The organism is Streptomyces sp. NPDC058685 (assembly GCF_042714725.1).
GTDB lineage: Bacteria > Actinomycetota > Actinomycetes > Streptomycetales > Streptomycetaceae > Streptomyces.
In genome coordinates, this window is the sequence record NZ_JBHXSL010000010.1 from 99,403 (window position 1) to 119,696 (window position 20,294).

At 71.6% G+C, this 20,294-nt stretch carries 17 protein-coding genes and 1 riboswitch; of the genes, 13 read left to right on the forward strand and 4 right to left on the reverse strand.

The features are described from left to right. The first annotated feature begins 337 nt into the window (after nt 1–337). The 6 genes from ACFWU3_RS12270 to ACFWU3_RS12295 all read left to right on the forward strand — a co-directional run bounded on the left by ACFWU3_RS12270 (nt 338) and on the right by ACFWU3_RS12295 (nt 7,490). Complete coding sequence (locus tag ACFWU3_RS12270; protein ID WP_384434984.1) at nt 338–3,544, forward strand: BTAD domain-containing putative transcriptional regulator; 3,207 nt, start codon at nt 338–340, stop codon at nt 3,542–3,544. 156 nt (nt 3,545–3,700) lie between these two features. Continuing rightward, nucleotides 3,701–4,354 (forward strand): M15 family metallopeptidase, encoded by a 654-nt coding sequence (locus tag ACFWU3_RS12275; protein WP_384434987.1) that lies wholly within the window; start codon nt 3,701–3,703, stop codon nt 4,352–4,354. 129 nt (nt 4,355–4,483) lie between these two features. After that, nucleotides 4,484–5,386: an RNA polymerase sigma factor gene (locus tag ACFWU3_RS12280; protein WP_384434990.1), complete on the forward strand. Its 903-nt coding sequence runs from the start codon at nt 4,484–4,486 to the stop codon at nt 5,384–5,386. Beyond that, nucleotides 5,383–6,249, forward strand: a complete 867-nt coding sequence (locus tag ACFWU3_RS12285) for a C40 family peptidase (RefSeq protein WP_384435252.1) — start codon at nt 5,383–5,385, stop codon at nt 6,247–6,249. Before ACFWU3_RS12280 ends, ACFWU3_RS12285 begins: the two co-directional genes overlap by 4 nt. 69 nt (nt 6,250–6,318) lie before the next feature. Next, nucleotides 6,319–7,089 (forward strand): M23 family metallopeptidase, encoded by a 771-nt coding sequence (locus ACFWU3_RS12290; protein WP_384434992.1) that lies wholly within the window; start codon nt 6,319–6,321, stop codon nt 7,087–7,089. Next, nucleotides 7,083–7,490 carry a hypothetical protein gene (locus tag ACFWU3_RS12295; RefSeq protein WP_384434995.1) on the forward strand — a complete coding sequence of 136 codons (408 nt, stop codon included), beginning with the start codon at nt 7,083–7,085 and terminating at the stop codon, nt 7,488–7,490. The genes ACFWU3_RS12290 and ACFWU3_RS12295 overlap by 7 nt, the downstream gene beginning before the upstream one ends. Nucleotides 7,491–7,569: 79 nt before the next feature. On the opposite strand, the gene ACFWU3_RS12300 is transcribed toward ACFWU3_RS12295, so the two are convergent. Together ACFWU3_RS12300 and ACFWU3_RS12305 are read right to left on the reverse strand one after the other, a co-directional pair. Further along, a complete protein-coding gene (locus ACFWU3_RS12300) occupies nt 7,570–7,971 on the reverse strand; it encodes an SH3 domain-containing protein (protein WP_384434998.1) in 402 nt (133 codons plus the stop codon). Between the two features lie 154 nt (nt 7,972–8,125). Beyond that, on the reverse strand, nt 8,126–8,572 hold the full coding sequence (locus ACFWU3_RS12305) for a hypothetical protein (RefSeq protein ID WP_384435001.1): 447 nt from the start codon (nt 8,570–8,572) through the stop codon (nt 8,126–8,128). Between the two features lie 238 nt (nt 8,573–8,810). Between ACFWU3_RS12305 and ACFWU3_RS12310 the strand changes: the two genes are divergently transcribed. From ACFWU3_RS12310 to ACFWU3_RS12340, 7 genes are all read left to right on the forward strand, one after another. Beyond that, on the forward strand, nt 8,811–9,224 hold the full coding sequence (locus ACFWU3_RS12310) for an SH3 domain-containing protein (RefSeq protein WP_384435004.1): 414 nt from the start codon (nt 8,811–8,813) through the stop codon (nt 9,222–9,224). Nucleotides 9,225–9,550: 326 nt separating this feature from the next. Beyond that, complete coding sequence (locus ACFWU3_RS12315) at nt 9,551–10,678, forward strand: hypothetical protein (protein ID WP_384435255.1); 1,128 nt, start codon at nt 9,551–9,553, stop codon at nt 10,676–10,678. A gap of 568 nt (nt 10,679–11,246) precedes the next feature. Then, nucleotides 11,247–12,353: a 23S rRNA (adenine(2503)-C(2))-methyltransferase RlmN gene (rlmN, locus tag ACFWU3_RS12320; RefSeq protein ID WP_384435007.1), complete on the forward strand. Its 1,107-nt coding sequence runs from the start codon at nt 11,247–11,249 to the stop codon at nt 12,351–12,353. Nucleotides 12,354–12,380: 27 nt separating this feature from the next. Further along, a riboswitch (TPP riboswitch) is annotated at nt 12,381–12,490 on the forward strand. 77 nt (nt 12,491–12,567) lie between these two features. Next, nucleotides 12,568–13,659: a thiamine ABC transporter substrate binding subunit gene (locus ACFWU3_RS12325; RefSeq protein WP_384435011.1), complete on the forward strand. Its 1,092-nt coding sequence runs from the start codon at nt 12,568–12,570 to the stop codon at nt 13,657–13,659. A gap of 98 nt (nt 13,660–13,757) precedes the next feature. After that, nucleotides 13,758–15,401 carry an ABC transporter permease gene (locus tag ACFWU3_RS12330; protein WP_384435014.1) on the forward strand — a complete coding sequence of 548 codons (1,644 nt, stop codon included), beginning with the start codon at nt 13,758–13,760 and terminating at the stop codon, nt 15,399–15,401. Continuing rightward, entirely contained in the window at nt 15,401–16,423 is a 1,023-nt protein-coding gene (locus ACFWU3_RS12335; RefSeq protein ID WP_384435017.1) for an ABC transporter ATP-binding protein, read from the forward strand. The genes ACFWU3_RS12330 and ACFWU3_RS12335 overlap by 1 nt, the downstream gene beginning before the upstream one ends. A gap of 282 nt (nt 16,424–16,705) precedes the next feature. Then, nucleotides 16,706–17,962, forward strand: a complete 1,257-nt coding sequence (locus tag ACFWU3_RS12340) for a serine hydrolase domain-containing protein (RefSeq protein ID WP_384435020.1) — start codon at nt 16,706–16,708, stop codon at nt 17,960–17,962. A gap of 14 nt (nt 17,963–17,976) precedes the next feature. On the opposite strand, the gene ACFWU3_RS12345 is transcribed toward ACFWU3_RS12340, so the two are convergent. Together ACFWU3_RS12345 and ACFWU3_RS12350 are read right to left on the reverse strand one after the other, a co-directional pair. Beyond that, on the reverse strand, nt 17,977–18,933 hold the full coding sequence (locus ACFWU3_RS12345; protein ID WP_384435023.1) for a hypothetical protein: 957 nt from the start codon (nt 18,931–18,933) through the stop codon (nt 17,977–17,979). A 151-nt stretch (nt 18,934–19,084) separates the two neighbouring features. After that, complete coding sequence (locus ACFWU3_RS12350) at nt 19,085–20,221, reverse strand: LOG family protein (RefSeq protein WP_384435026.1); 1,137 nt, start codon at nt 20,219–20,221, stop codon at nt 19,085–19,087. Nucleotides 20,222–20,294: the final 73 nt, after the last annotated feature.

Below are 20,294 nucleotides of genomic sequence, written 5' to 3' on the forward strand. Positions count from 1 at the left end.
CTGTTCCGAGGCAGTGACAGGCCCCCTTCCGGAAACGTTCCGGAAGGGGGCCTCTCTCGTGTCCGCCCGGAATTCCTCGTCAACGGAGAAGTTTCTTCCCGGCTCACTCATACGGGGACAGCGTGAGTCCCGTCCCTTCCCCGAGCGGAATCACGGCCCATTCCCGATTGCGAGCAACCTCTTCCCGAGACCGAGGGCCGTGGCGACGCAACAAACAGGTCACCGGGCTGCCGAAGTCGTCGCAGGCAGTCCGGTAACAGTCGTGTCCAGCACCTTCCCACCGAATATCGTTGGCACCGCAAGTGAGGGGCCGCGACATCGGAGGACGACGTTGGAGGTGCGCCTTCTGGGCCCGGCCGAGGTGTGGGACGGACATCGGCGCATTCCGCTGAGCGGCCCGAAACCCACGGCGATTCTCGCGGCTCTCGTCGTCAATCTCGGTGAGGTGCTTTCCACCGACCGCCTCGTGGACCTGGTCTGGGAGGAGCAGGCGCCCGTCACCGCGCGGGCCCTCGTCGCCTCGCATGTGTCGGCACTGCGCCGGGCGCTGGCCGGGGCGGGGGGCGACACCGCGATTCAGACCCGGTCGCCCGGCTATCTCGCAGCCTTCCCGCCGTCTCGCATCGATGCCCACCGGTTCGAGGAGGCGCTCGCGCTCGGCCGGCGTACGGCCTCCGAGGGGCGGGCCGCCGAGGCCGTGGAGATCCTGCGGGACGCCATGGGTCTGTGGCGGGGGCAGGACGCGCTGGAGGGTCTCGACCAGTCCTTCGCACGGATCGAGGCCGCGCGTCTGGCCGAACTGCGGTTGGTGGCCCAGGAGGCGAGGTTCGCCGCGGAACTCACCCTCGGGTGCCGGGCGGAACTCGTCGCGGAGCTGCTCGCACATGTGGCCGCCCACCCGCTGCGGGAGCAGCCCCGGGGGCAGCTGATGACCGCGCTGTTCCGGACCGGGCGGGTGCCCGACGCCCTGCGGACCTACCAGGAGGGGCGCGAACTGCTGCGTACGGAGCTGGGGATCGACCCCGGTCCGGACCTGCGTGCGCTGCACCAGGCCCTGCTCACCGGTGACACGGCGCTGCTGGCCGTCGGGCCGGAGTCCGGCCCCGCCGGGACCGAGCCGCGCGCCGAGCGCGCGCCGCACGAGGCGACAGCGCGGCAGACCGTCCCACGCGAGGCCTTACCCCGTCAGGCCGGCGCTCGCCAGGCCGTACCGCGCGAGGCCGTACGCCGGGAGACGGTGCCGGATGCCCCCGGGCACCCCACGCCGTCCCATCTGCCGCCCGACGTCTCCGACTTCGTCGGCCGGAGCGAACAGATCGCCTGGGCCACCACCCTGCTGGACAGAGTCAACGATCCCGCGAGCACCGCGCCACCGATCGGGGTGATCTCGGGGCGTTCCGGGATGGGCAAGACGACGCTCGCCGTGCACATCGGCCACCGTCTGGCGGCGCTCTTCCCCGACGGGCAGCTGTTCCTGGATCTGCGCGCGTCGGACTCCGCGCCCGTGCAGACCGCCGACGCCCTCGCGAGGCTGCTGCGAGCCCTCGGGGCCGACCCCGACGCACTGCCCGGTGACCTGGAGGATCTGGTCGGGCTGTATCGCACGCACATCGCCCGCCGCCGGATACTCCTCATCCTGGACAACGCTGTCGGCGAGACCCTGCTGCGGCCTCTTCTGCCGCCGGGATCCGGCTCCGCCGTGCTGATCACCAGCCGGCGGCGGCTGGTCGCGCTCGAAGGGGCGGCCCATCTGGACCTCGCGGCCCCCGGAGAGCAGGAGGCGCTGGCCCTGATGGCCAAGGTCGCCGGACCCGGGAGGGCCACCGCCGAGCCGGGGCAGGTCGCCGAGATCGTCGCGCTGTGCGGCAGGCTGCCCCTGGCGGTACGCATCGCGGGCGCCCGGCTCGCCGCCCGCCCGCACTGGACACCCGCCCGGCTCGCCGCCCGGCTGCGCGACGAGCGTCGCCGGCTCGACGAACTCCAGGCAGGTGACCTGGAGTTGAGGGCCAGTCTGGAGCTCGGATACGCGGACCTCGGAGGGCAGGAGCGCCGCGCGCTGCGCCGACTGGCGCTGATGGATCTGCCGGACTTCGCCGCATGGGTCGCGGCCCCGCTCCTGGACGTGGGCGTCGACGAGGCCGAGGAGGCCGTCGAGCGCCTGGTGGACTGCCACTTCATCGACCTCGTCGGGGTCGACGAGACGGGGCAGACCCGGTACCGCATCCATGATCTGGCCCGTGAGCACGCCCGCGAGCGCTGTCTGACCGAGGAGACCGAGCAAGCGCGCGAGGACGCCGTCCTGCGACTGGTCGCCTGCTGGCTGTCGCTGGCGAAGGAAGCGGCGGCGCGCGGGCCGGGCGGCGCCGCACGGCTCTTCGCCGGCGAGAGCGCGGAGGTGACCCTGGACCCGTTCGTCGTACGGGAACTGCTGGCCAGGCCCGCCGCCTGGTTCGCGGCCGAACAGCCCTGTCTGGTCGCGGCCGTCACGCACTGCGCGGACCACGGACTGGCCCGGGCGGCGCGCGACCTCGCGGCCGTGTTGATGGCGAGCTCGGCGGCGCTCTACAACCAGTTCGACGCCTGGTCGCGTTCGCACACCGTCGCCCTGGAGGCGGTCCGCCGCGGCGGCGATGCCGAGGGCGAGGCGTGGCTGCTCAGCGGACTGGGCCAACTCCGCCTCGAACAGGACAGCTTCGAGGCCGCGTACGCGTACTTCAAGGACGCACTGCGGCTGTTCGAGGAGGCGGGTGACGCGCGCGGTCGCGCGGGCGCCCTCGCCGGCATGGGCTCGGCGCGCCGCGAACAGGCGCGGTTCACCGAAGCCCTGGAGCTGCTGGGACGGGCGCTCGAGGTGTGCGAGGAACTGGCCGACACCACCGCGGTGGCCCAATTGCACTACGGCATCGGCAGTGTGCACCGCGATCTGGGCCGGTACGCCGAGGCCTGGGACGAACTGTCCCTGGCCCTTGAGCTGTACCGGGAAGTGAACGACCGGCACGGCGAGGGGCTGACCCTGCGCTCCCTCGGTCTGTGCCACCGGGCCAGGGGCGAACTGGACGACGCCGAGCGGATGTTGTCGCGCTCCCTGGACATCTTCGAGCAGACCGGGGACACCTTCGGCTCGATGTACGCCGGTCAGTCACTGGCCAAGGTCCACCTGAGGCAGGGCCGGCTGCCCGAAGCGAGGGAACAGCTCGAACGGTGCCTGGAGGTGACCCGTGAGCGCCAGGACCTGTTCGGCGAGGCGCTGGTCCTGCGGTCGCTCGGCGAGTGGCACCTCGCGGCGGGGGAGTGGGACGCGGCGGAGGCGGAGCTTCAGCGTTCGATCGTCCTGTGGGAGAAGCTCCAGTTGCCGCTGTGGCGGGCCCGTACGGTGAGGGACCTGGGGGCGGCGGCCGCCGGCAGGGGTGACGCACAGGCGGCCCGGGCCGCGCGGGCCGAGGCACTCGAGGTGTTCCGGGAGCTCGGCAGCCGGGAGGCCACCGAATCGGTCGCCGCCGAGACGGCCGATGCGCCCGAGGCCGGCCGGGGCCCGTCTTCCTGACCGGGGCCGACACCGCCCGAGGGTCTTCCGCACAGTCCTGCACGGCGTCTCCCGCATGCCCTCCCGCGGGACCCGGCAGGCGTGCACCACGTGATGCAGAGGGGTCTGCAGAGGATCTGCATCGCTTCTGCAGGGCCCCCGGGCACGCTGGTGAGCGTGACAGAGATCATCCTGCTCTCGGACCGCCGAGTCGCCGCAACGCCCGTCGTGGACAACGGCGAGCCGCTGGTCGATGTGCGCGAGGTCGCCGGACTGCGCGTCGACGCGCGACAGGCCGACGGCGACGGCTCGTACGCCCATCTGCGGGCGGACGTGGTGCGCCGGCTGCTCATCGCCCAGGACGAGCTGCCCACGGGCATCCGCCTGCTGCTGGTGGAGGGCTTCCGCCCGCCTCAGCTCCAGGGCCGCTACTTCCAGGAGTACGCCGCCGTCATGCGGGCGGCCGAGCCGGACGCGTCACCCGACCGGGTGCGTGAGCTGACGAGCGCGTACATCTCCCCGCCGGAGGTCGCCCCGCACGTCAGCGGCGGTGCGGTCGATCTGACTCTGTGCACCGAGGACGGCGTCGAACTCGCGCTGGGTACCGAGGTGAACGCCACTCCGGAGGAGAGCGAAGGCGGCTGCCGTACGGCCGCGCCGCGCATCACCGGTGAGCCCCGCGCCCACCGGGAGCTGATGTGCCGGGCCATGACCGCAGGGGGCTTCGTCAACTACCCCACCGAATGGTGGCACTGGTCGTACGGCGACCGGTACTGGGCGCTGCTCAGCGGAGAGCCGGCGGCCAGGTACGGACCCATAACGCGGGGCTGACGCACTCCGCGCCTCCGGCGCCCGTCCGAGGACCTTCTCCGCCACCCCACGCACCACCACGCATCGAGCCGACGAACCACACCGGCAGACGCCGGAACGCACCATGACGACACCACACGGGGGAAGTACGTGGAAAGCAGCACCTGCATCTCGCCTTCACCGACCACCGTCACGACGACCGCGACCACGACCACGACCGCGACGACGACGACGCCCACGACAGCGACGACCACGACAGCGGCGACGACGACCGCCGTCTCGAAGACCACGGGGCCGACGACCGCCACCGATGCGGCCAACGCGGTGCCGTCGGACGCGGCGACGACGACCGCCCCGAAGACCACGCGCGCCGAGCAGCTCGCCCCCGAACTCCTCGCGGGCGCCGAACGGATGACCGCCGCCGAGTTCGACGAGGCCTTCACGGCAGTCATGCCGAAGCTGCGCCGCCGCCTGCTGGCCCTGACCGGCAACCCGCACGACGCCGACGACCTGCTCCAGGAGACGTATCTGCGGCTGTCCCGCCGCGCCCGCGCCCAGACCCTGGCCCGTCAGCGGCACCCGTACGCCTACACCTGCGCCGCCGCGCTGAACCTGCTGCGCGACGCGTGGCTGCACCCCTCCCGGCGCGAGCGGTGCACCGACCGGCTGCCCGAGCAGAGCTGGGACGGCGGGCTCGCCTCACGCGAGGCGGAGGCGGTGACGGTCGCCCTGCTGCGGCATCTGTCACCCAAGGAGGCGGCCGCCGTCATCCTCATCGATCTCGAAGGCCTGAGCCATGACGTCGCAGGTCAGCGACTCGGCGCGCATCGCGGAACCGTGCAGCGCAACCGGATGCGGGGGCTCGCGAAAATTCGTGCCGCTCTCGACGCATACACAACGGTCCCCGATCCCGTCCCCTCACTGAAGGCCGGCGCCACGAACCGCGCACCGGCACCGGCTACGACGAACGAGGGCAGCGGGACCGCATGCTGCCTCCAGTTCAGCCGCAAGCAGTGGAACCGAGACGAGGGGGAACACACGTGCGCCGCATGAATCGGACGCTGGTGACGGTGGCGGGCGGAGTTCTGCTCGCCGCCGTCGGTACCACCGGCGTGGCCGTCGCCGACTCACCGCAGCAGGCCCGGACCGTGACCGCCGCCGCGGACTGCCGTCCTCTGACCGGGGCGTCCGCCCAGGCCACGGCCATCGTGAACGCCGCCTGCTCGCAGCTGGGGATGCCGTACTCCTGGGGCGGAGGCTCGATCCACGGCCCGACGTTCGGCCAGGACTATCCCGGCGGCGGTCCCGGTGCGCACGACAGCAAGGTGAAGGGCTTCGACTGCTCGCACCTGGTGCAGTACGCGGCCTGGCAGGGAGCGGGGATCGCACTGCCCGAGGGCTCGTGGAACCAGGCCAAGTGGAGCGGTGCCAGTGCCCGCTTCACCCGCGAGCAGGGCCTCGCCCCGCTGGAACCGGGCGACCTGCTCCTGTGGGCGTCGAGCCCCGGCAATCACGACACCGTGCACCACATCGCCATCTACCTCGGCAACGGCAAGATGGTCGAGGCCCGGGAGTCCGGGACCGTGGTGATGGTCAGTGACGTACGGCTGAACGCCCAGTACGCGGGCGCCCTGCGCATCACCAACAACGAGCAGCCCCCGGCGAACACCAAGCGCTTCATGACCTGGGGCACGGGCGTGGGCCTGCGCCCGGAGGCCGGCACGGGCAAGCCGCCGGTGACCCGTCTGCCCGGTCCCACGGCCGTCGACGTCCTGTGCCAGGCCTACGGGGAGACCGTCACCGCCGAGGGCTACACCAACAACGTCTGGTCGTACCTGCCCAAGTACAAGGCGTGGATCTCGAACATCTACATCGACGACCCGGCCGCCTGGCTTCCCGGCGTCCCGACGTGCTGAGCGGCGCCCGCCGGCGTCACTGAACCTCGACCCACCCTTTTCCCATCCCTGTTCGGAGGAAGATTCGTCATGCCCGTGATCAACCGCACCAAGTCCCTCGGTCTGCTCGCCGCCGCGGCCGTCGCGTCCGCGCTGGTCCCGCTCTCCGCCGCCACGGCCGAGGCCGCGCCGGCCCAGCCCGCCGGTTACGCCGGTTCCTGCCCGACCGCCGGCACCGTCACGCAGGGCTGGCACTCCGGCCACGACGGCGTCGACATCGCCAACACCCGGGGCACGCCCATCTACTCCACCGGCGCGGGCACCGTCATCGTCTCCGGCACCGCCAGCGGTTACGGCCAGTGGATCCGGATCAGGCACGACGACGGCACGGTCACCGAGTACGGCCACATGTACGAGCGGCTCGTGTCCGTCAACCAGCGGGTGAGCGGCGGCCAGCTGATCGCGCGGATGGGCTCGGAGGGCCAGTCCACCGGCCCGCACCTCCACTTCGAGGCGCACAGCTCCACGTCCAGCACGCGCGGCATGAACCCCGGCCCGTATCTCGCGGAGCGCGGCGTGAGCCTGCCGTGCACCCCGGGCGGAGGCAACCCCGGCACCAACTTCACCACCTGGGGCACGTCCGTACGTGTACGGACCGACGCCAAGCTGAACGCGGCAGTCGTGCGCACCCTGACCGGGCCGACCCCCGTCAACGTCACCTGCCAGAAGCGCGGAGACATGGTCACCGCCGAGGGCTACAGCAACGACGCGTGGGCCTACATCCCGGCGCTCGGCGGCTTCATCACCAACATCTACATCGACCACAAGGACGCCTGGCTGCCGGGAGTCCCCACGTGCTGACCGGCACCAGCGCCGGTTCGAGGGGCATCGCGGCGGCAGCTCTCGCCGCCGTGATGCTCCTCGCTCCCGGTTTCACCGCACCCGCGCAGGCCGCCGACTCCGCGCCCTGCACCCCCTACCCCGGCTACCCGGGCACCTACAAGTGCCCGATGTGGGGGACCGACATCAATCTGCGATCGGCCCCCGACCCCAACGCCCCGGTGAGCGCGAAGTCCCCCGATGACGGGTTCATCCGCGCCGTCTGCCAGGTCAAGGGCGGACGTGCCACCTACGGCGGCTACTGGCACACCTGGTGGATCAAGACGCCGGCCATGGGCATGGCGCCGTCGTCGTACATGAGCGAGATCTTCCTCGTCGGCGGTGGCGACGACGAGCGTGACTCAGGTCTGCCGATCTGCTGAACACCCTCTGCGTGTAACGCACTTCGCCCCCGGAACCGTTGGACACGGTGCCGGGGGCGACGTGCGTGGCGGGGTGAGGTCAGGAGGGGCAGACCTCGAGGCCGGGGGCGGGATCCGCGCCGACGTTGACGTTGCCGCCCCAGGCCCACACGAAGTAGTAGGTATGCCCGGGGAAGTGGACAGTGACCTGGTACCAGACGTCCGTGGTGTATCCGCCGGCCGTGACGCGCTCACCGCGGGCGTAGCACTTCGCCTGTCCCGGGGCCCCCTCCGGCCCGCTGGTGTTGAGGATTCTGTACGACGTACCGGGCCCGGTCCTGATGTTGCTGTTCGGCTGCAGGATCGGGGACGCCTGGACCGTGGCGGGAGCCGCCTGGGAGACGCCGGGGGCCGCCTGGGAGGTACCGGCCCCGCCGAACAGGGTGAGGGCGGTACCCACCGCGAGACCGGCGGCGGTGAGACGGGCGCTGCGCAGGAACATGGTGGACTCCTTGATATGCGTGTGGGGCTCTGCCTGTGAGACCGGAAGCGGCGCTACGCCATATGACGGACCCGGGCAAGAAGTTGCCCCCGGTACCGCCGTGAACGGCGGTACCGGGGGCACGTGTTGCTCACCGCACGGAGGCGGGCGCAGATCAGATGTACTCGCAGTCGATGGTCGGGTCGCTCGGCGAGTCCACCGGAGCACCGGGCACCGGGCCGTTGTTGCTGCCTCCGCTGACGTACACGGCGGAGATCCAGCCAAGGGTCCTGCCGGGAGTGATGACCTGCACCCAGTAGGTGTTGGTGTAGGGCCCGTCGGTCACCCGGCCCTTCTCGCCGTTGTCGACCTGGCAGTACGCCTTGACCCGCACATTGGTGAGCCGTTCCGTCGTGGCGAGGTCGCACGACGTGCTCTGGCAGCTGCGCACCCGCACGTCGCTGCCCCACACGTGGACCGACCCCGACGGCGGGTGGGCCGCGGCGGGCTGAGCCCCCAGCAGAAACGCCGTCGGGATGACCGCGGCCACTCCCGCCGCGCGCAGCCCACGGCGGGCGATGGTGCTGCCGCGCCGGTCCGAGCTCTTGCGTGACCACATCATGGTGAACCCCTCGTCAGGTCAGAACCGGGCTCGTCGCTCGCGGCCCGGTGGCATCCGCTTCCGCCTCACAGACGGGACCCGGTGCCTCGGCGTATGACCGTCCCGGGAGCAAATGTTTCTTCGCCCCGTCCTCATACGGCGCGGCGCGCGCACCCGTCCCCCCGGTGGTGCGGGCAACGCACCTGAGCGACCACGAGCCCGGGACGGGCACGCGTCCGAACGGTCCGAAGGGGACGACATGTTGAACAAGTCAGCGAGGCGCGGCGCCCGACTGGGCGGCGCGGCGGCACTGTTGTGCGCGCTCGCCGTGACCGTGGGCGCCGCGCCCGCCCAGGCGACTGCCGAACAGCGGGCCGCGGGCCCGGTCTTCACCACCTGGGCGACGGATGTGAACGTCCGCAAGGACTCAGCCCCGGGCTTCCGCTGCCCCGAGTTCCCCTCGCCCGGCAACTGCCCGCGGGTGATCGGCCAGGCGCAGCCGGGCGATCAGCTCGAAGTGACGTGCCAGACGCGGGGCGAGACGGTCGGCACCAACCCGAACTGGGTGTTCGTGGAGAACCGGACCCGGGGCTTCGACGGGTGGATGGCGAGCTACTGGATCTCGCACCCGGACAACTGGCTGCCCGGCGTCCCGCAGTGCTACGGGCCGTGACGCGTCGGTACGACGCGGGCCGGCCCCGCCGCTCGGCCGGCGCTGCCCGTGATCTCACGCGGGGCCCCGCCCACGACCCTCCGAGCGACCCCGCCCGCGGACCCGCTCCCGACCTCGCCCACACCCCTCTCCCCGATCCCGCACTCATGCCGGCATCGGCTTCACCTCTCGGAGGTACCACCACCATGGCCCGTCATCCCGGATCCGGACTCGTCCGCGCTCTGCCACGCCGCTCACGCCGTACCGGGGACACGAGAGCCCCGGGATCCCGGACGGCCCGCCGCGCCACCTGGGCCGGGCTGCTGTCGGTGGGCCTGGCGGCGCTGATGTCCACCACCTCGGCGGCGTCCGCCGCGCCGCCCGAGAAGCCGGCGCCCCGCGCGGCCCAGGTCGACGTGCCCGCGGGGGTCACGGCCGGCGTCGCGGTCTTCGACCGGCAGACGGGCACCTTCACCGAGCAGGTGAACAGCGCCGCCCAGTTCCGGTCGGCGTCCGTGGTGAAGCTGCTCATCGCGCTCGACCTGCTGTGGAACCGCCAGCCCGGTGATCTCTCGGCGACCGACCGGGCCCGTGTGGACGCGATGCTGCGGAGCAGCGACGACAACGCGGCCAGCACGTTCTGGGCGAACAACGGCGGCGGCGCGATCATCGACCGCATGGTGCCGCGCCTCGGCCTCACCGACACCGCCCGGCCCCCGGCGAGCCACCCCGGCTTCTGGGGCTACACGGCCCTGTCCGCCCGCGACACCGTGAAGATCTACCGCTATCTGCTGGACTCCGCCCCGGCGTCCGTACGCGACTACATGATGGGCAACCTGCGCCAGTCGACGCGCTGCGCCACCGACGGCTACGACCAGCACTTCGGCATCGCCGGAGCGTTCAACCGGCCCTGGGCCGTGAAGCAGGGCTGGTCGGGCTTCAGCTCGGGCGGCTGCACGGCTCCCGCGGGGGCGGCCGCGAAGGCACCGGCCGGCTCCGGCAAGCAGACGGCCGCGGCCGCGACCGCCGTCCGGTCGGCCGCGGGGATCAACGCCGTGGACCTGTCCCGCCCGGCGCTGCACACGACGGGCGTCGTCGGCTCCGGTGACCGTTCCATCGTGGCCGCGTACACCCTGCACCCGAGCGGCACCGCGTACGGCAAGGCCTACACGGACCTGGGCCGGCTGACCCGGTCACTGAACGTGCCCGGCGCCTCCCGCCCGGCGGGCACCTGGATCGGCACCTGGGGCAGCGGAGTCCGCCTCCGTACCCAGGCGACCACCACGGCGTCGCCGCTCACCACGCTCCCGGCCGGGGTGGAAGTCCTTGTCGGCTGCCAGAAGCGCGGCCAGCAGGTCAGCGTGCCGCCCTACCTGAACGACTGGTGGGCGTACCTGCCGCAGTACGGCGGCTACATGACCAACATCTACCTGAGCTCACCGGACAACCAGGTCCCGGGAGTGCCTGTCTGCTGAGCGGACGGTCGGCTCACCGGAGAGAAGGCCAGGTCGTACGGGGGTGCGATCTGGCCTTCTCGCCTGTCCGCGGGGCTCGCGTGCCTGCCGGGCCCGGGCACCACCCCCGGCGCCCCGCCCGCCCGCTTCGGCACAGGCGAGCGGTGACGTACGCCGTAGCGGTGCCGTTCGTCCCGATCCACGCGGGAGCAGCAGCCCGACCTCGTCGTCGTGCCGAAGGGTCGTGCCGTGACGCCCGACATCCGGGCGACCTCCGCGATCGGCCAGGCCATCGCCCGCCTCCCTCGCCGGACTCATCGGGCCGGTCCTTCCGGCCCTGCTCAGGACGGTAGAGGCTGCCGCTGCGGCAGCTTCAAGCCCGGCATCCGGGCTTCCCTCCCGGGCGGTCGCGACTGCTCGATCGCCACCCTGCACGGGGGCACGCCCGGCCGTGTCGGCGCCTGTGGACCGGGAGCCGGGCCGTCCGTGGGCCGTCTGGGCACCGACAACACCGGCCTGGAGGGGCCCGTCCTCCTCCGCGGGCGACCGGACCGGGCCACTGCAACCCGTCTGCGACACTGGTACCACCATGCCCAAGCCCGGAGAACTCACTTTCGTCGCGCCCCGCGGAGCCAAGAAGCCCCCGCGGCACCTTGCCGACCTCACGCCCGCCGAGCGCAAGGACGCCGTCGCCGCGATCGGCGAGAAGCCCTTCCGCGCCAAGCAGCTCTCGCAGCACTACTTCGCGCGGTTCGCCCATGAACCCGCCCAGTGGACCGACATCCCGGCCGCCTCGCGCGAGAAGCTCGCCTCCGAGCTGCTGCCCGATCTGATGTCCGTCGTGCGGCACATTTCCTGTGACGACGACACCACGCGCAAGACGCTGTGGCGCCTGCACGACGGGACGCTCGTCGAGTCCGTGCTGATGCGCTACCCGGACCGCGTCACCATGTGCATCTCGTCGCAGGCCGGCTGCGGTATGAACTGTCCCTTCTGTGCCACCGGGCAGGCCGGGCTCGACCGCAATCTGTCGACCGCCGAGATCGTCCACCAGATCGTCGACGGCATGCGTGCCCTGCGCGACGGCGAGGTGCCGGGGGGTCCCGCGCGGCTGTCGAACATCGTCTTCATGGGGATGGGCGAGCCCCTCGCGAACTACAAGCGTGTCGTCGGCGCCGTACGGCGGCTCACCGACCCCGAGCCGGACGGGCTCGGGCTGTCGCAGCGCGGGATCACCGTGTCGACCGTCGGTCTGGTGCCCGCGATGCTGCGCTTCGCCGACGAGGGCTTCAAGTGCCGTCTCGCCGTCTCGCTGCACGCCCCGGACGACGAGCTGCGTGACACCCTCGTCCCGGTCAACACGCGCTGGAAGGTGCGTGAGGTGCTGGACGCCGCCTGGGAGTACGCCGAGAAGTCGGGCCGTCGCATCTCCATCGAGTACGCACTGATCCGCGACATCAACGACCAGGCGTGGCGCGGTGATCTGCTCGGCCGGCTGCTCAAGGGCAAGCGGGTCCATGTGAACCTGATCCCGCTCAACCCGACGCCCGGGTCCAAGTGGACGGCCTCCCGTCCCGAGGACGAGAAGGCGTTCGTCGACGCGATCGCCGCCCATGGTGTTCCGGTGACCGTCCGTGACACCCGTGGTCAGGAGATCGACGGAGCCTGTGGACAGCTCGCGGCCTCCGAGCGGTGACCTTGTAGGCTGGGCTCGGACATTTTCATATTCCGACAGGGGAGCGCCACAGCGCTGAGAGTGCGGCACCGTCAGGCCGCAGACCCTCTGAACCTTGCCCAGGTCATTCTGGGTAGGAAGTTCGGTCGCTACTCAAGCTGTTGCGCCCTGCCCGGATCTCCTCGGAGACCGGGCAGGGCCGCGTCTCTTCCTGGTCACCCCCAGGAGGAATTCAGTGAGCACCACCAGGAAGATCACGGTCACCGCGCTGGCCGCGGCGATAGGCGTGAGCACCCTCGCGGCCTGCGGCGGAGAGTCCGACGACTCCTCGACCGGCGCCACGAAGTCCAAGACCGTGACCCTCGTCAGCCACGACTCCTTCGCCGCGTCCGACGCCGTGCTGAAGGAGTTCACCCGGCAGACCGGCTACACGGTCAAGGTGCTCAAGAGCGGTGACGCCGGCGCCGCGCTCAACAAGGAGATCCTGACCAAGGGCTCCCCGCAGGGCGACGTCTTCTTCGGCGTCGACAACACCCTGCTCTCCCGTGCGCTCGACAACGGTCTCTTCACGCCGTACGAGGCCAAGGGCCTCGGCCAGGTGCGGGACGAGATGCAGCTCGACAAGGACAAGCACCGGGTCACGCCGGTCGACACCGGCGACATCTGCGTCAACTACGACAAGAAGTACTTCGCGGACAAGAAGCTGGCGCCGCCGCAGTCGTTCGACGACCTGATCAAGCCCGCGTACAGGAACCTGCTCGTGACCGAGAACGCGGCGACGTCCTCGCCCGGCCTGGGCTTCCTGCTCGGCAGCGTCGGGAAGTACGGGGACGCCGGCTGGCAGGACTACTGGAAGAAGCTCAAGGCCAACGGCGTGAAGGTTGTCGACGGCTGGGAGCAGGCGTACAACGAGGAGTTCTCCGGCTCGGCCGGCGGCAAGAAGGCCAAGGCGGACCGGCCCCTCGTCGTCTCGTACGCCTCCAGCCCGCCGGTCGAGGTGCTGTTCGCGAAGCCGCAGCCGAAGGAGGCGCCCACGGGTGTCGCCACGGGTACCTGCTTCCGTCAGATCGAGTTCGCCGGACTGCTCGACGGCGCGAAGAACGAGGAGGGCGGCAAGGCGCTGCTGGACTTCCTGGTCTCCCGGCAGTTCCAGGAGGACATGCCGCTGAACATGTTCGTCAACCCGGTGGTCGAGGGGGCGAAGCTGCCCGAGCTGTTCACCACGTTCGGCGCGGTCGTCGACAAGCCGGAGACCGTCGCCCCCGACAAGATCGCCGAGAACCGTGAGCAGTGGGTTCAGTCGTGGTCCTCGCTCGTAGTGAAGTAACGAAGCCCGACCGCGGGACAGGCGACCGCGGCGCAGGCGACCGCGGGCCGCGGGCCCGCGGGACGGTGCTGCGCGGGAGCGCGACGCGGCTCGGCCTGATGGCCGTGCCCGTCGCGTTCTTCGCGCTCTTCTTCGCCTACCCCGTCGTCGCCATCGTCGGACGCGGCCTGGAGATCGACGGCGTCTGGCAGTTCGGACGGATCGGTGAGGTGCTCGGCCGCGCCGACATGCAGCGCGTGCTCTGGTTCACCACCTGGCAGGCGCTGGCGTCGACCGCGCTCACGCTGCTGATCGCGCTGCCCGGCGCGTATGTCTTCGCGCGGTTCGACTTCCCCGGCAAGGGGGCGCTGCGAGCGGCGGTCACGGTGCCGTTCGTGCTGCCGACCGTCGTCGTCGGCACCGCGTTCCTGGCGCTGCTCGGCCGTGGCGGGCTGCTGGACGAAATGTGGGGCATCCGGCTGGACACCACCGTGTGGGCCATCCTCCTCGCGCACGTCTTCTTCAACTACGCCGTCGTCGTGCGCACGGTGGGCGGACTGTGGGCGCAGCTCGACCCGCGGCAGGAGGAGGCCGCGCGGGTGCTCGGCGCGGGGCGCTTCGCCGCCTGGCGGCGCGTCACGCTGCCCGCGCTCGGACCCGCCCTGGCGGCAGCGGCCCTGATGGTCTTCCTCTTCACCTTCACCTCCTTCGGCGTCGTCCAGATCCTCGGCGGACCGTCGTACTCCACCCTGGAGGTGGAGATCTACCGGCAGACCGCACAGCTGCTGGACCTGCCGACGGCGGCCGTGCTGACCCTCGTCCAGTTCGCCGCGGTCGGCATCGTGCTCGCCGTGCACGCGTGGACGGTCCGGCGCCGGGAGGCCGCGCTGCGACTCGTGGACCCGGCGCGGACCGCGCGCCGCCCGAGTGGCGCGGGCCAGTGGGCCCTGCTCGGCGGGGTGCTGGCCACCATCGTGCTGCTTCTGCTGGTCCCGCTCGGCGTCCTCGTCGAGCGCTCCCTCGACGGGCCCGGAGGCTACGGCTTCGACTACTACCGGGCGCTCGGCTCCCTCGACGCGTCCGGAGGCACCTTCCTCGTGCCGCCCCTCGAGGCCGTGTGGAACTCCCTGGAGTACGCGCTCGTCGCGACCGGCATCGCCGTGACCGTCGGCGGCCTCGCCGCGGCCGCGCTCACCCGACGGGCGGGCCGGCTGGTCCGTGGCTTCGACGCCCTGCTGATGCTGCCCCTCGGGGTCTCGGCCGTGACCGTCGGCTTCGGCTTCCTGATCACGCTCGACGAACCGCCGCTGGACCTGCGGGCGTCGTGGATCCTGGTGCCGCTCGCGCAGGCCCTGGTCGGCGTCCCCTTCGTCGTACGGATCATGCTGCCCGTCCTGCGGGCCGTGGACGGACGGCTGCGCGAGGCCGCGGCCGTGCTCGGCGCGTCCCCGCTGCGGGTGTGGCGCGAGGTCGATCTGCCGCTGGTGCGCCGGGCGTTGCTGATCGCCGCGGGCTTCGCTTTCGCCGTGTCCCTCGGCGAGTTCGGCGCGACCGTCTTCATCGCACGGCCGGACAACCCGACGCTGCCGGTGGCCGTGGCCCGGCTCCTCGGGCGGCCGGGCGAGCTCAACTACGGTCAGGCGATGGCCCTGAGCACGATTTTGATGGTGGTGTGCGCGTCCGCGCTGCTGCTGCTGGAGAGGCTGCGCCCCCGGACGTCGTCCCGGGGCGCGCCCATCGACCGATCCGCCGGGGAGTTCTGATGGCCTTGCTGCGACTCGAGGACGTGACCGTACGGTTCGGGACCCATACGGCGCTCGACGCCGTGGACCTGGAGGTCACCGAGCACGAGATCGTGTGCGTGCTCGGCCCCAGCGGCAGCGGCAAGTCCACGCTGCTGCGGATTGTCGCCGGGCTGCAGAGCGCGGACTCGGGGCGGGTGCTGCTCTCCGGCGCCGACCAGGCGGGAGTCCCGGTGCACCGGCGCGGGGTCGGCCTGATGTTCCAGGACCACCAGCTCTTCCCGCAGCGCGACGTCGGAGGCAACGTCACCTTCGGGCTGCGGATGCACGGTGTCGCGCGCGCCGAACAGGAGCGCCGCGTCGCGGAGTTGCTGGAGATGGTCGGGCTGCCCGGTGCGCAGCGCCGCGCCATCGCGTCGCTCTCGGGCGGTGAGCAGCAGCGGGTCGCGCTCGCCCGCGCGCTCGCGCCCGAACCGCGGCTGCTGATGCTCGACGAGCCGCTCGGTCAGCTGGACCGCGGTCTGCGCGAGCGTCTGGTCATCGAACTCCGCGGGCTGTTCGGCCGGTTGGGCACCACCGTGCTCGCGGTCACCCACGACCAGGGCGAGGCCTTCGCGCTCGCCGACCGGGTCGTGGTCATGCGTGAGGGCCGGATCGCGCAGGCGGGGACGCCGCTGGAGGTCTGGCAGAAGCCGGCCGACGCGTTCGTGGCCCGCTTCCTCGGCTTCGACAACGTGGTGTCCGCGACGGTCAGCGGTACCGCCGCGGACACACCGTGGGGGAAGGTCCCGGTCCCGGACGGTTCGCGACAGGGCGAGGCCCGGTTGCTGGTACGGCCCACGGGCGTACGCCTCACGGGCGCCGGCGACGGGATGCGGTGCACGGTCGCGAGCCGTTCCTTCCGCGGAAACCATGTGGCCGTGCGGCTTCGGCCGGCCGACGGCCCGCCGCTGGAGGCCGAGTGCGCACCGGCCGACGCACCGCACGAGGGTGCCGAGGTGGGTGTGGTCTTCGCCGCCGACGACGTGGTGGTGCTGGGCTGACCCGCCGCCGACGGCGCCCGCAGCAGGACGGCGAGCCATGGCGACGCGGCGTGATCGACCCGGCCCTCCTTCGTGATCGCCTCCCAGCGCTCGACCTCTCAGATGTGTCGATAACGCCTAAAATGACCATGTAGCCTCCCGGGCACGGGGTCTGGGACCGCCGAGCACAAGGGGTGTGAAGCCGGTATGAGGACCACCCGGGCCGACTCCGACGCCCCGACCCCTGCGCGCCCCTCGAGAACCGTTTCGGGGGCGTCGCGTACTGTCCGGCGCACTGCTCTGGTGGGCGCGTGCGCGGCCGTCCTGGTCGCGGGCGGTGTCCTGCCCTCGGGGACGGGTTTCGCGGCCGTCGCCGCCGCGTCGGCGACCGCCGCGTCGAGTTCTCACGACCCCACTCCGTCGGCGCTGAAGACCATCGATCCGGCCGCGCTCCAGTCCGCCGTGGAGGGCGCGGCGAAGAAACTCATGATTCCCGGCTCCGTGGTCCTGCTCCGCACCCCGCAGGGAACGTTCAGCGCGACCACCGGCACCACCGAACTGGGAAAGTCCGCCGAGCCCACGACGAAGGACCACTTCCGGATCGCCTCCAACACCAAGACCCTGACCTCGGCGCTGATCAACCTGCTTGCCCAGGACGGCAGACTCCGGATGACCGACCCGGTGTCCGACTACGTTGCGGGAGTGCCCAACGGCGGGAACATCACCATCGCCGAGCTGCTGAAGATGCGCAGCGGCCTCTACAACTACACGAACGCTCCCGAACTCGCGGCGTCCCTCGACGCCGAACCCCAAAAGGCCCGCACACCGCAGCAGATGCTCGACATCGCGTTCCGGCGCCCGCCCGACTTCGCACCGAACGCCTCCTACGAGTACAGCAACACCAACTACGTACTGCTGGGCCTCGTCGCGGAGAAGGTGGGCGGCCGCCCGCTGGCCGAGCAGTTCCGGACCCGGCTTCTCGCGCCGCTCGGGCTGGCCGGGACCTCACTGCCCGGCACCGGCGATGTGAACCTCCCGGCCCCGTACTCGCACGGCTACATGTACGGCGGTACGTCCTACGCGCTGGTCGACAAGCCCTACCCCGCCGATCTTCAGGCCGCGGCCAGGTCCGGGAAGCTCGAGCCGGTGGACTACACCCACCAGAACCCCTCGTACGCCACCGCCGCCGGCGGCGCCATCTCCACCGCGGACGACATGGCCACCTGGATCCGGTCCCTGGTGACGGGCAAGGTCCTCGACCCCGCCGCCCAGAAGCAGTGGCTCAACAGCCTCCAGGCGGAGGACCCGGCCGCGCCCGACGGGCAGAAGTACGGGTACGGCATCACCTATCAGCGCTTCGGTCCACGCGCGGCGATGTACTACCACGGCGGCGAACTGCCCGGCTTCAACTCCTTCATCGGCCACGACCCGGAGAACGACGTCACGCTGGTCATCTGGGCGAACCTGACCCTGTCGCCCGACGGGAAGACCACGGCCAACTCCCTGCTCCCCTCGGTCCTCAACCAGGTCTACGCCGGCCTCTCCCTGCCCACCGTGTAGCGGTCAGGGCTGCTTCACCGCACCGGCCCGCTGTGGGCCAGCCGGTCCGGCCCCACCGCCTGTTCCGGGTCCTCGGGCAGTTGCTCCGGTTCCTGCCCGGTCGCCCCGTGTGCCTCGGGAGCGCCGAACCAGGCCACCGCCACCGCACCGGCCACCGCCAGCAGGAAACCCGTCATCGCCACCCAGGCGAAACCGGGCCGGGAGGTGTCGCCCAGCCACAGGACGCCGATCATGCCGGGCAGCACGGTCTCACCGACCACCAGTGCCGCCGTCGCGCCGTTCACCGAGCCGATCTGCAGGGCGACCGTGTGCAGATACATGCCGCCGATGCCGGCGACGAGGATCGCGTAGAGCGCGGGGTCCGTGAGCAGTGCGCCCAGGTCGAAGGGGTCGATGCCGTTCAGGATGCGCACGCCGACGCCGAGCGCGCCGAAGCCGAGGCCCGAGAGCAGACCCGCGAGGATCGCGGCGCGCGCTCCGAGGAGCCGTACGGCCACGGTGCCACCGGCCATCAGCAGCAGCGAGATCGCCAGCAGCCACCAGTGCGTGGCGATGGGAGTGTGACCGCTGCCTTCCGGACCCGCCGCCGTGGCGAGCAGCACCAGGGCCGAGCAGACGACGCCGATCGACGTCCACTCGGCGCGGTTCAGCCGGATGCCGAGCAGCTTCACACTGAGCACGGCCGTGATCACGAGGTTGGCGCTGATGACGGTCTGGGAGAGGAACAGCGGAAGCATCCGGGCGGCGAGGGCGCCGAGCCCGAAGCCCACGAAGTCCAGGATGGTGCCGACGATGAACTCCCAGGTCATCGCGGCTTTCGCGGTGGACGACAGATTCGGGCCGCCGTGTTGCGTGACACCGGCCGCGGCCGCCTCGCGCCGTGCGGACCTGCGGGAACCGACGGCTTGCAGCACCGACCCCGTGCCGTAGCAGATCGAGGCCGCGACAGCGGTCAGAAGGCCGATCAGCACCAAGGGCTCCATTCACGTCGGTCGGTTCAGCTCTCCGGCTGGACTGCCAGACGTGATTTCGGAGGATGGCGTTGCTTTTCGGTGCCTTGCGCTTCGCGCCCCGAGGCGTTCCTTCGGGAGCTTTCGCGGAACTGCGGGGAGTGCTCGCGGACTACGGGAGGCCGCCGCCGAGCCGTGCCAGTGCGGCCGGTGCCTCCTCCACGGATTCGACCAGGGCGATACGGGACTCCATCGAGCGGCCCGCCGCGAGGGCCTGGAGCAGCGGCCAGGCCGGCAGCTTCTCCGTCCAGTGCGCCTTGTTCACGAGGACCATCGGGGTCGGTTCGCCGCGGGACTCGTAGTAGTTCGGCGTCGCGTTGTCGAATATCTCCTGGAGCGTGCCCGCGGCGCCCGGCAGGAAGATCACGCCCGCGTTGGACCGTGCCAGGAGGCCGTCCTCACGGGTGGCGTTGGCGAAGTACTTGGCGATGTGTCCGGCGAAGGCGTTCGGCGGCTCATGACCGTAGAACCAGGTCGGGATGCCGACGGAGTCCCCGCCGCCCGGCCAGCGGTCACGGATGTCGAGGGCGGCGGCCGCCCAGTCCGAGACGGACGGGACGAACGAGGGTGTCTTGGCGAGGAGTTCGAGAGCCTCGGGCAGCATCTCGTCCGGGTGCGGTGCGGCGTACGCACCGAGGTTCGCGGCCTCCATCGCGCCCGGACCGCCGCCGGTGGCGACGGTGAACCCGGAGCGGGTGAGCGCCCGTCCGAGCCGCGCGGCGCCCTCGTACGCGGCGGTGCCGCGGGCCATCGCGTGGCCGCCCATCACCCCCACCACACGGGCGCCGACGAGGTGTTCGTCCAGGGCGTCGGAGATCGCGTCGTCGTGAACCGCGCGGAGCATCGAGGCGAAGATGTCGCCGTCGGCCTTGGTCTCCTGGAACCAGGCGTACCCGCGGGCGTCGGGTGTGGCCTCGTAGCCGCCCCGGGCGAGGTCCGCGAAGAGTTCGTCCGCGGTGTAGAGCAGCCCGCGGTACGGGTCGAAGGGGAGGTGGGGCACGGGCGGGAAGACGAGCGCGCCCTCGGCGCGGACCTTGGCGGCCGCGTCGGGCTGCATCGGGCAGCCGAGGAACACGGCGCCGGTGCAGTCGAGGGAGAGGAGCGGGAACGTGCGGTCCGTCAGATCGACGGACTGGACGCGGTAGCCGGCGAGTGAGCCGTGGCCGACGACATCGTCGAACTCCTCGATGGTCTCGATCTCGCGGTCGTTGCTGTGCCCGCTGCAGTCGGGTCCTGATCCGTGCGCCATGCGGCCACGATAGGGGGTGGGGCCGGGACGGCGGCCCCACCCCCTGTCCGGCGCAGGCTGCCGCCGGCGAACC

Bases quoted from the DNA above. Each gene is read 5' to 3' on its own strand.
- ACFWU3_RS12285 (WP_384435252.1), top strand. From the start codon at position 5,383: ATGAATCGGACGCTGGTGACGGTGGCGGGCGGAGTTCTGCTCGCCGCC.
- ACFWU3_RS12290 (WP_384434992.1), top strand. From the start codon at position 6,319: ATGCCCGTGATCAACCGCACCAAGTCCCTCGGTCTGCTCGCCGCCGCG.
- ACFWU3_RS12300 (WP_384434998.1), bottom strand. From the start codon at position 7,971: ATGTTCCTGCGCAGCGCCCGTCTCACCGCCGCCGGTCTCGCGGTGGGT.
- ACFWU3_RS12305 (WP_384435001.1), bottom strand. From the start codon at position 8,572: ATGATGTGGTCACGCAAGAGCTCGGACCGGCGCGGCAGCACCATCGCC.
- ACFWU3_RS12310 (WP_384435004.1), top strand. From the start codon at position 8,811: ATGTTGAACAAGTCAGCGAGGCGCGGCGCCCGACTGGGCGGCGCGGCG.
- ACFWU3_RS12315 (WP_384435255.1), top strand. From the start codon at position 9,551: ATGTCCACCACCTCGGCGGCGTCCGCCGCGCCGCCCGAGAAGCCGGCG.
- rlmN (WP_384435007.1), top strand. From the start codon at position 11,247: ATGCCCAAGCCCGGAGAACTCACTTTCGTCGCGCCCCGCGGAGCCAAG.
- ACFWU3_RS12330 (WP_384435014.1), top strand. From the start codon at position 13,758: ATGGCCGTGCCCGTCGCGTTCTTCGCGCTCTTCTTCGCCTACCCCGTC.
- ACFWU3_RS12335 (WP_384435017.1), top strand. From the start codon at position 15,401: ATGGCCTTGCTGCGACTCGAGGACGTGACCGTACGGTTCGGGACCCAT.
- ACFWU3_RS12350 (WP_384435026.1), bottom strand. From the start codon at position 20,221: ATGGCGCACGGATCAGGACCCGACTGCAGCGGGCACAGCAACGACCGC.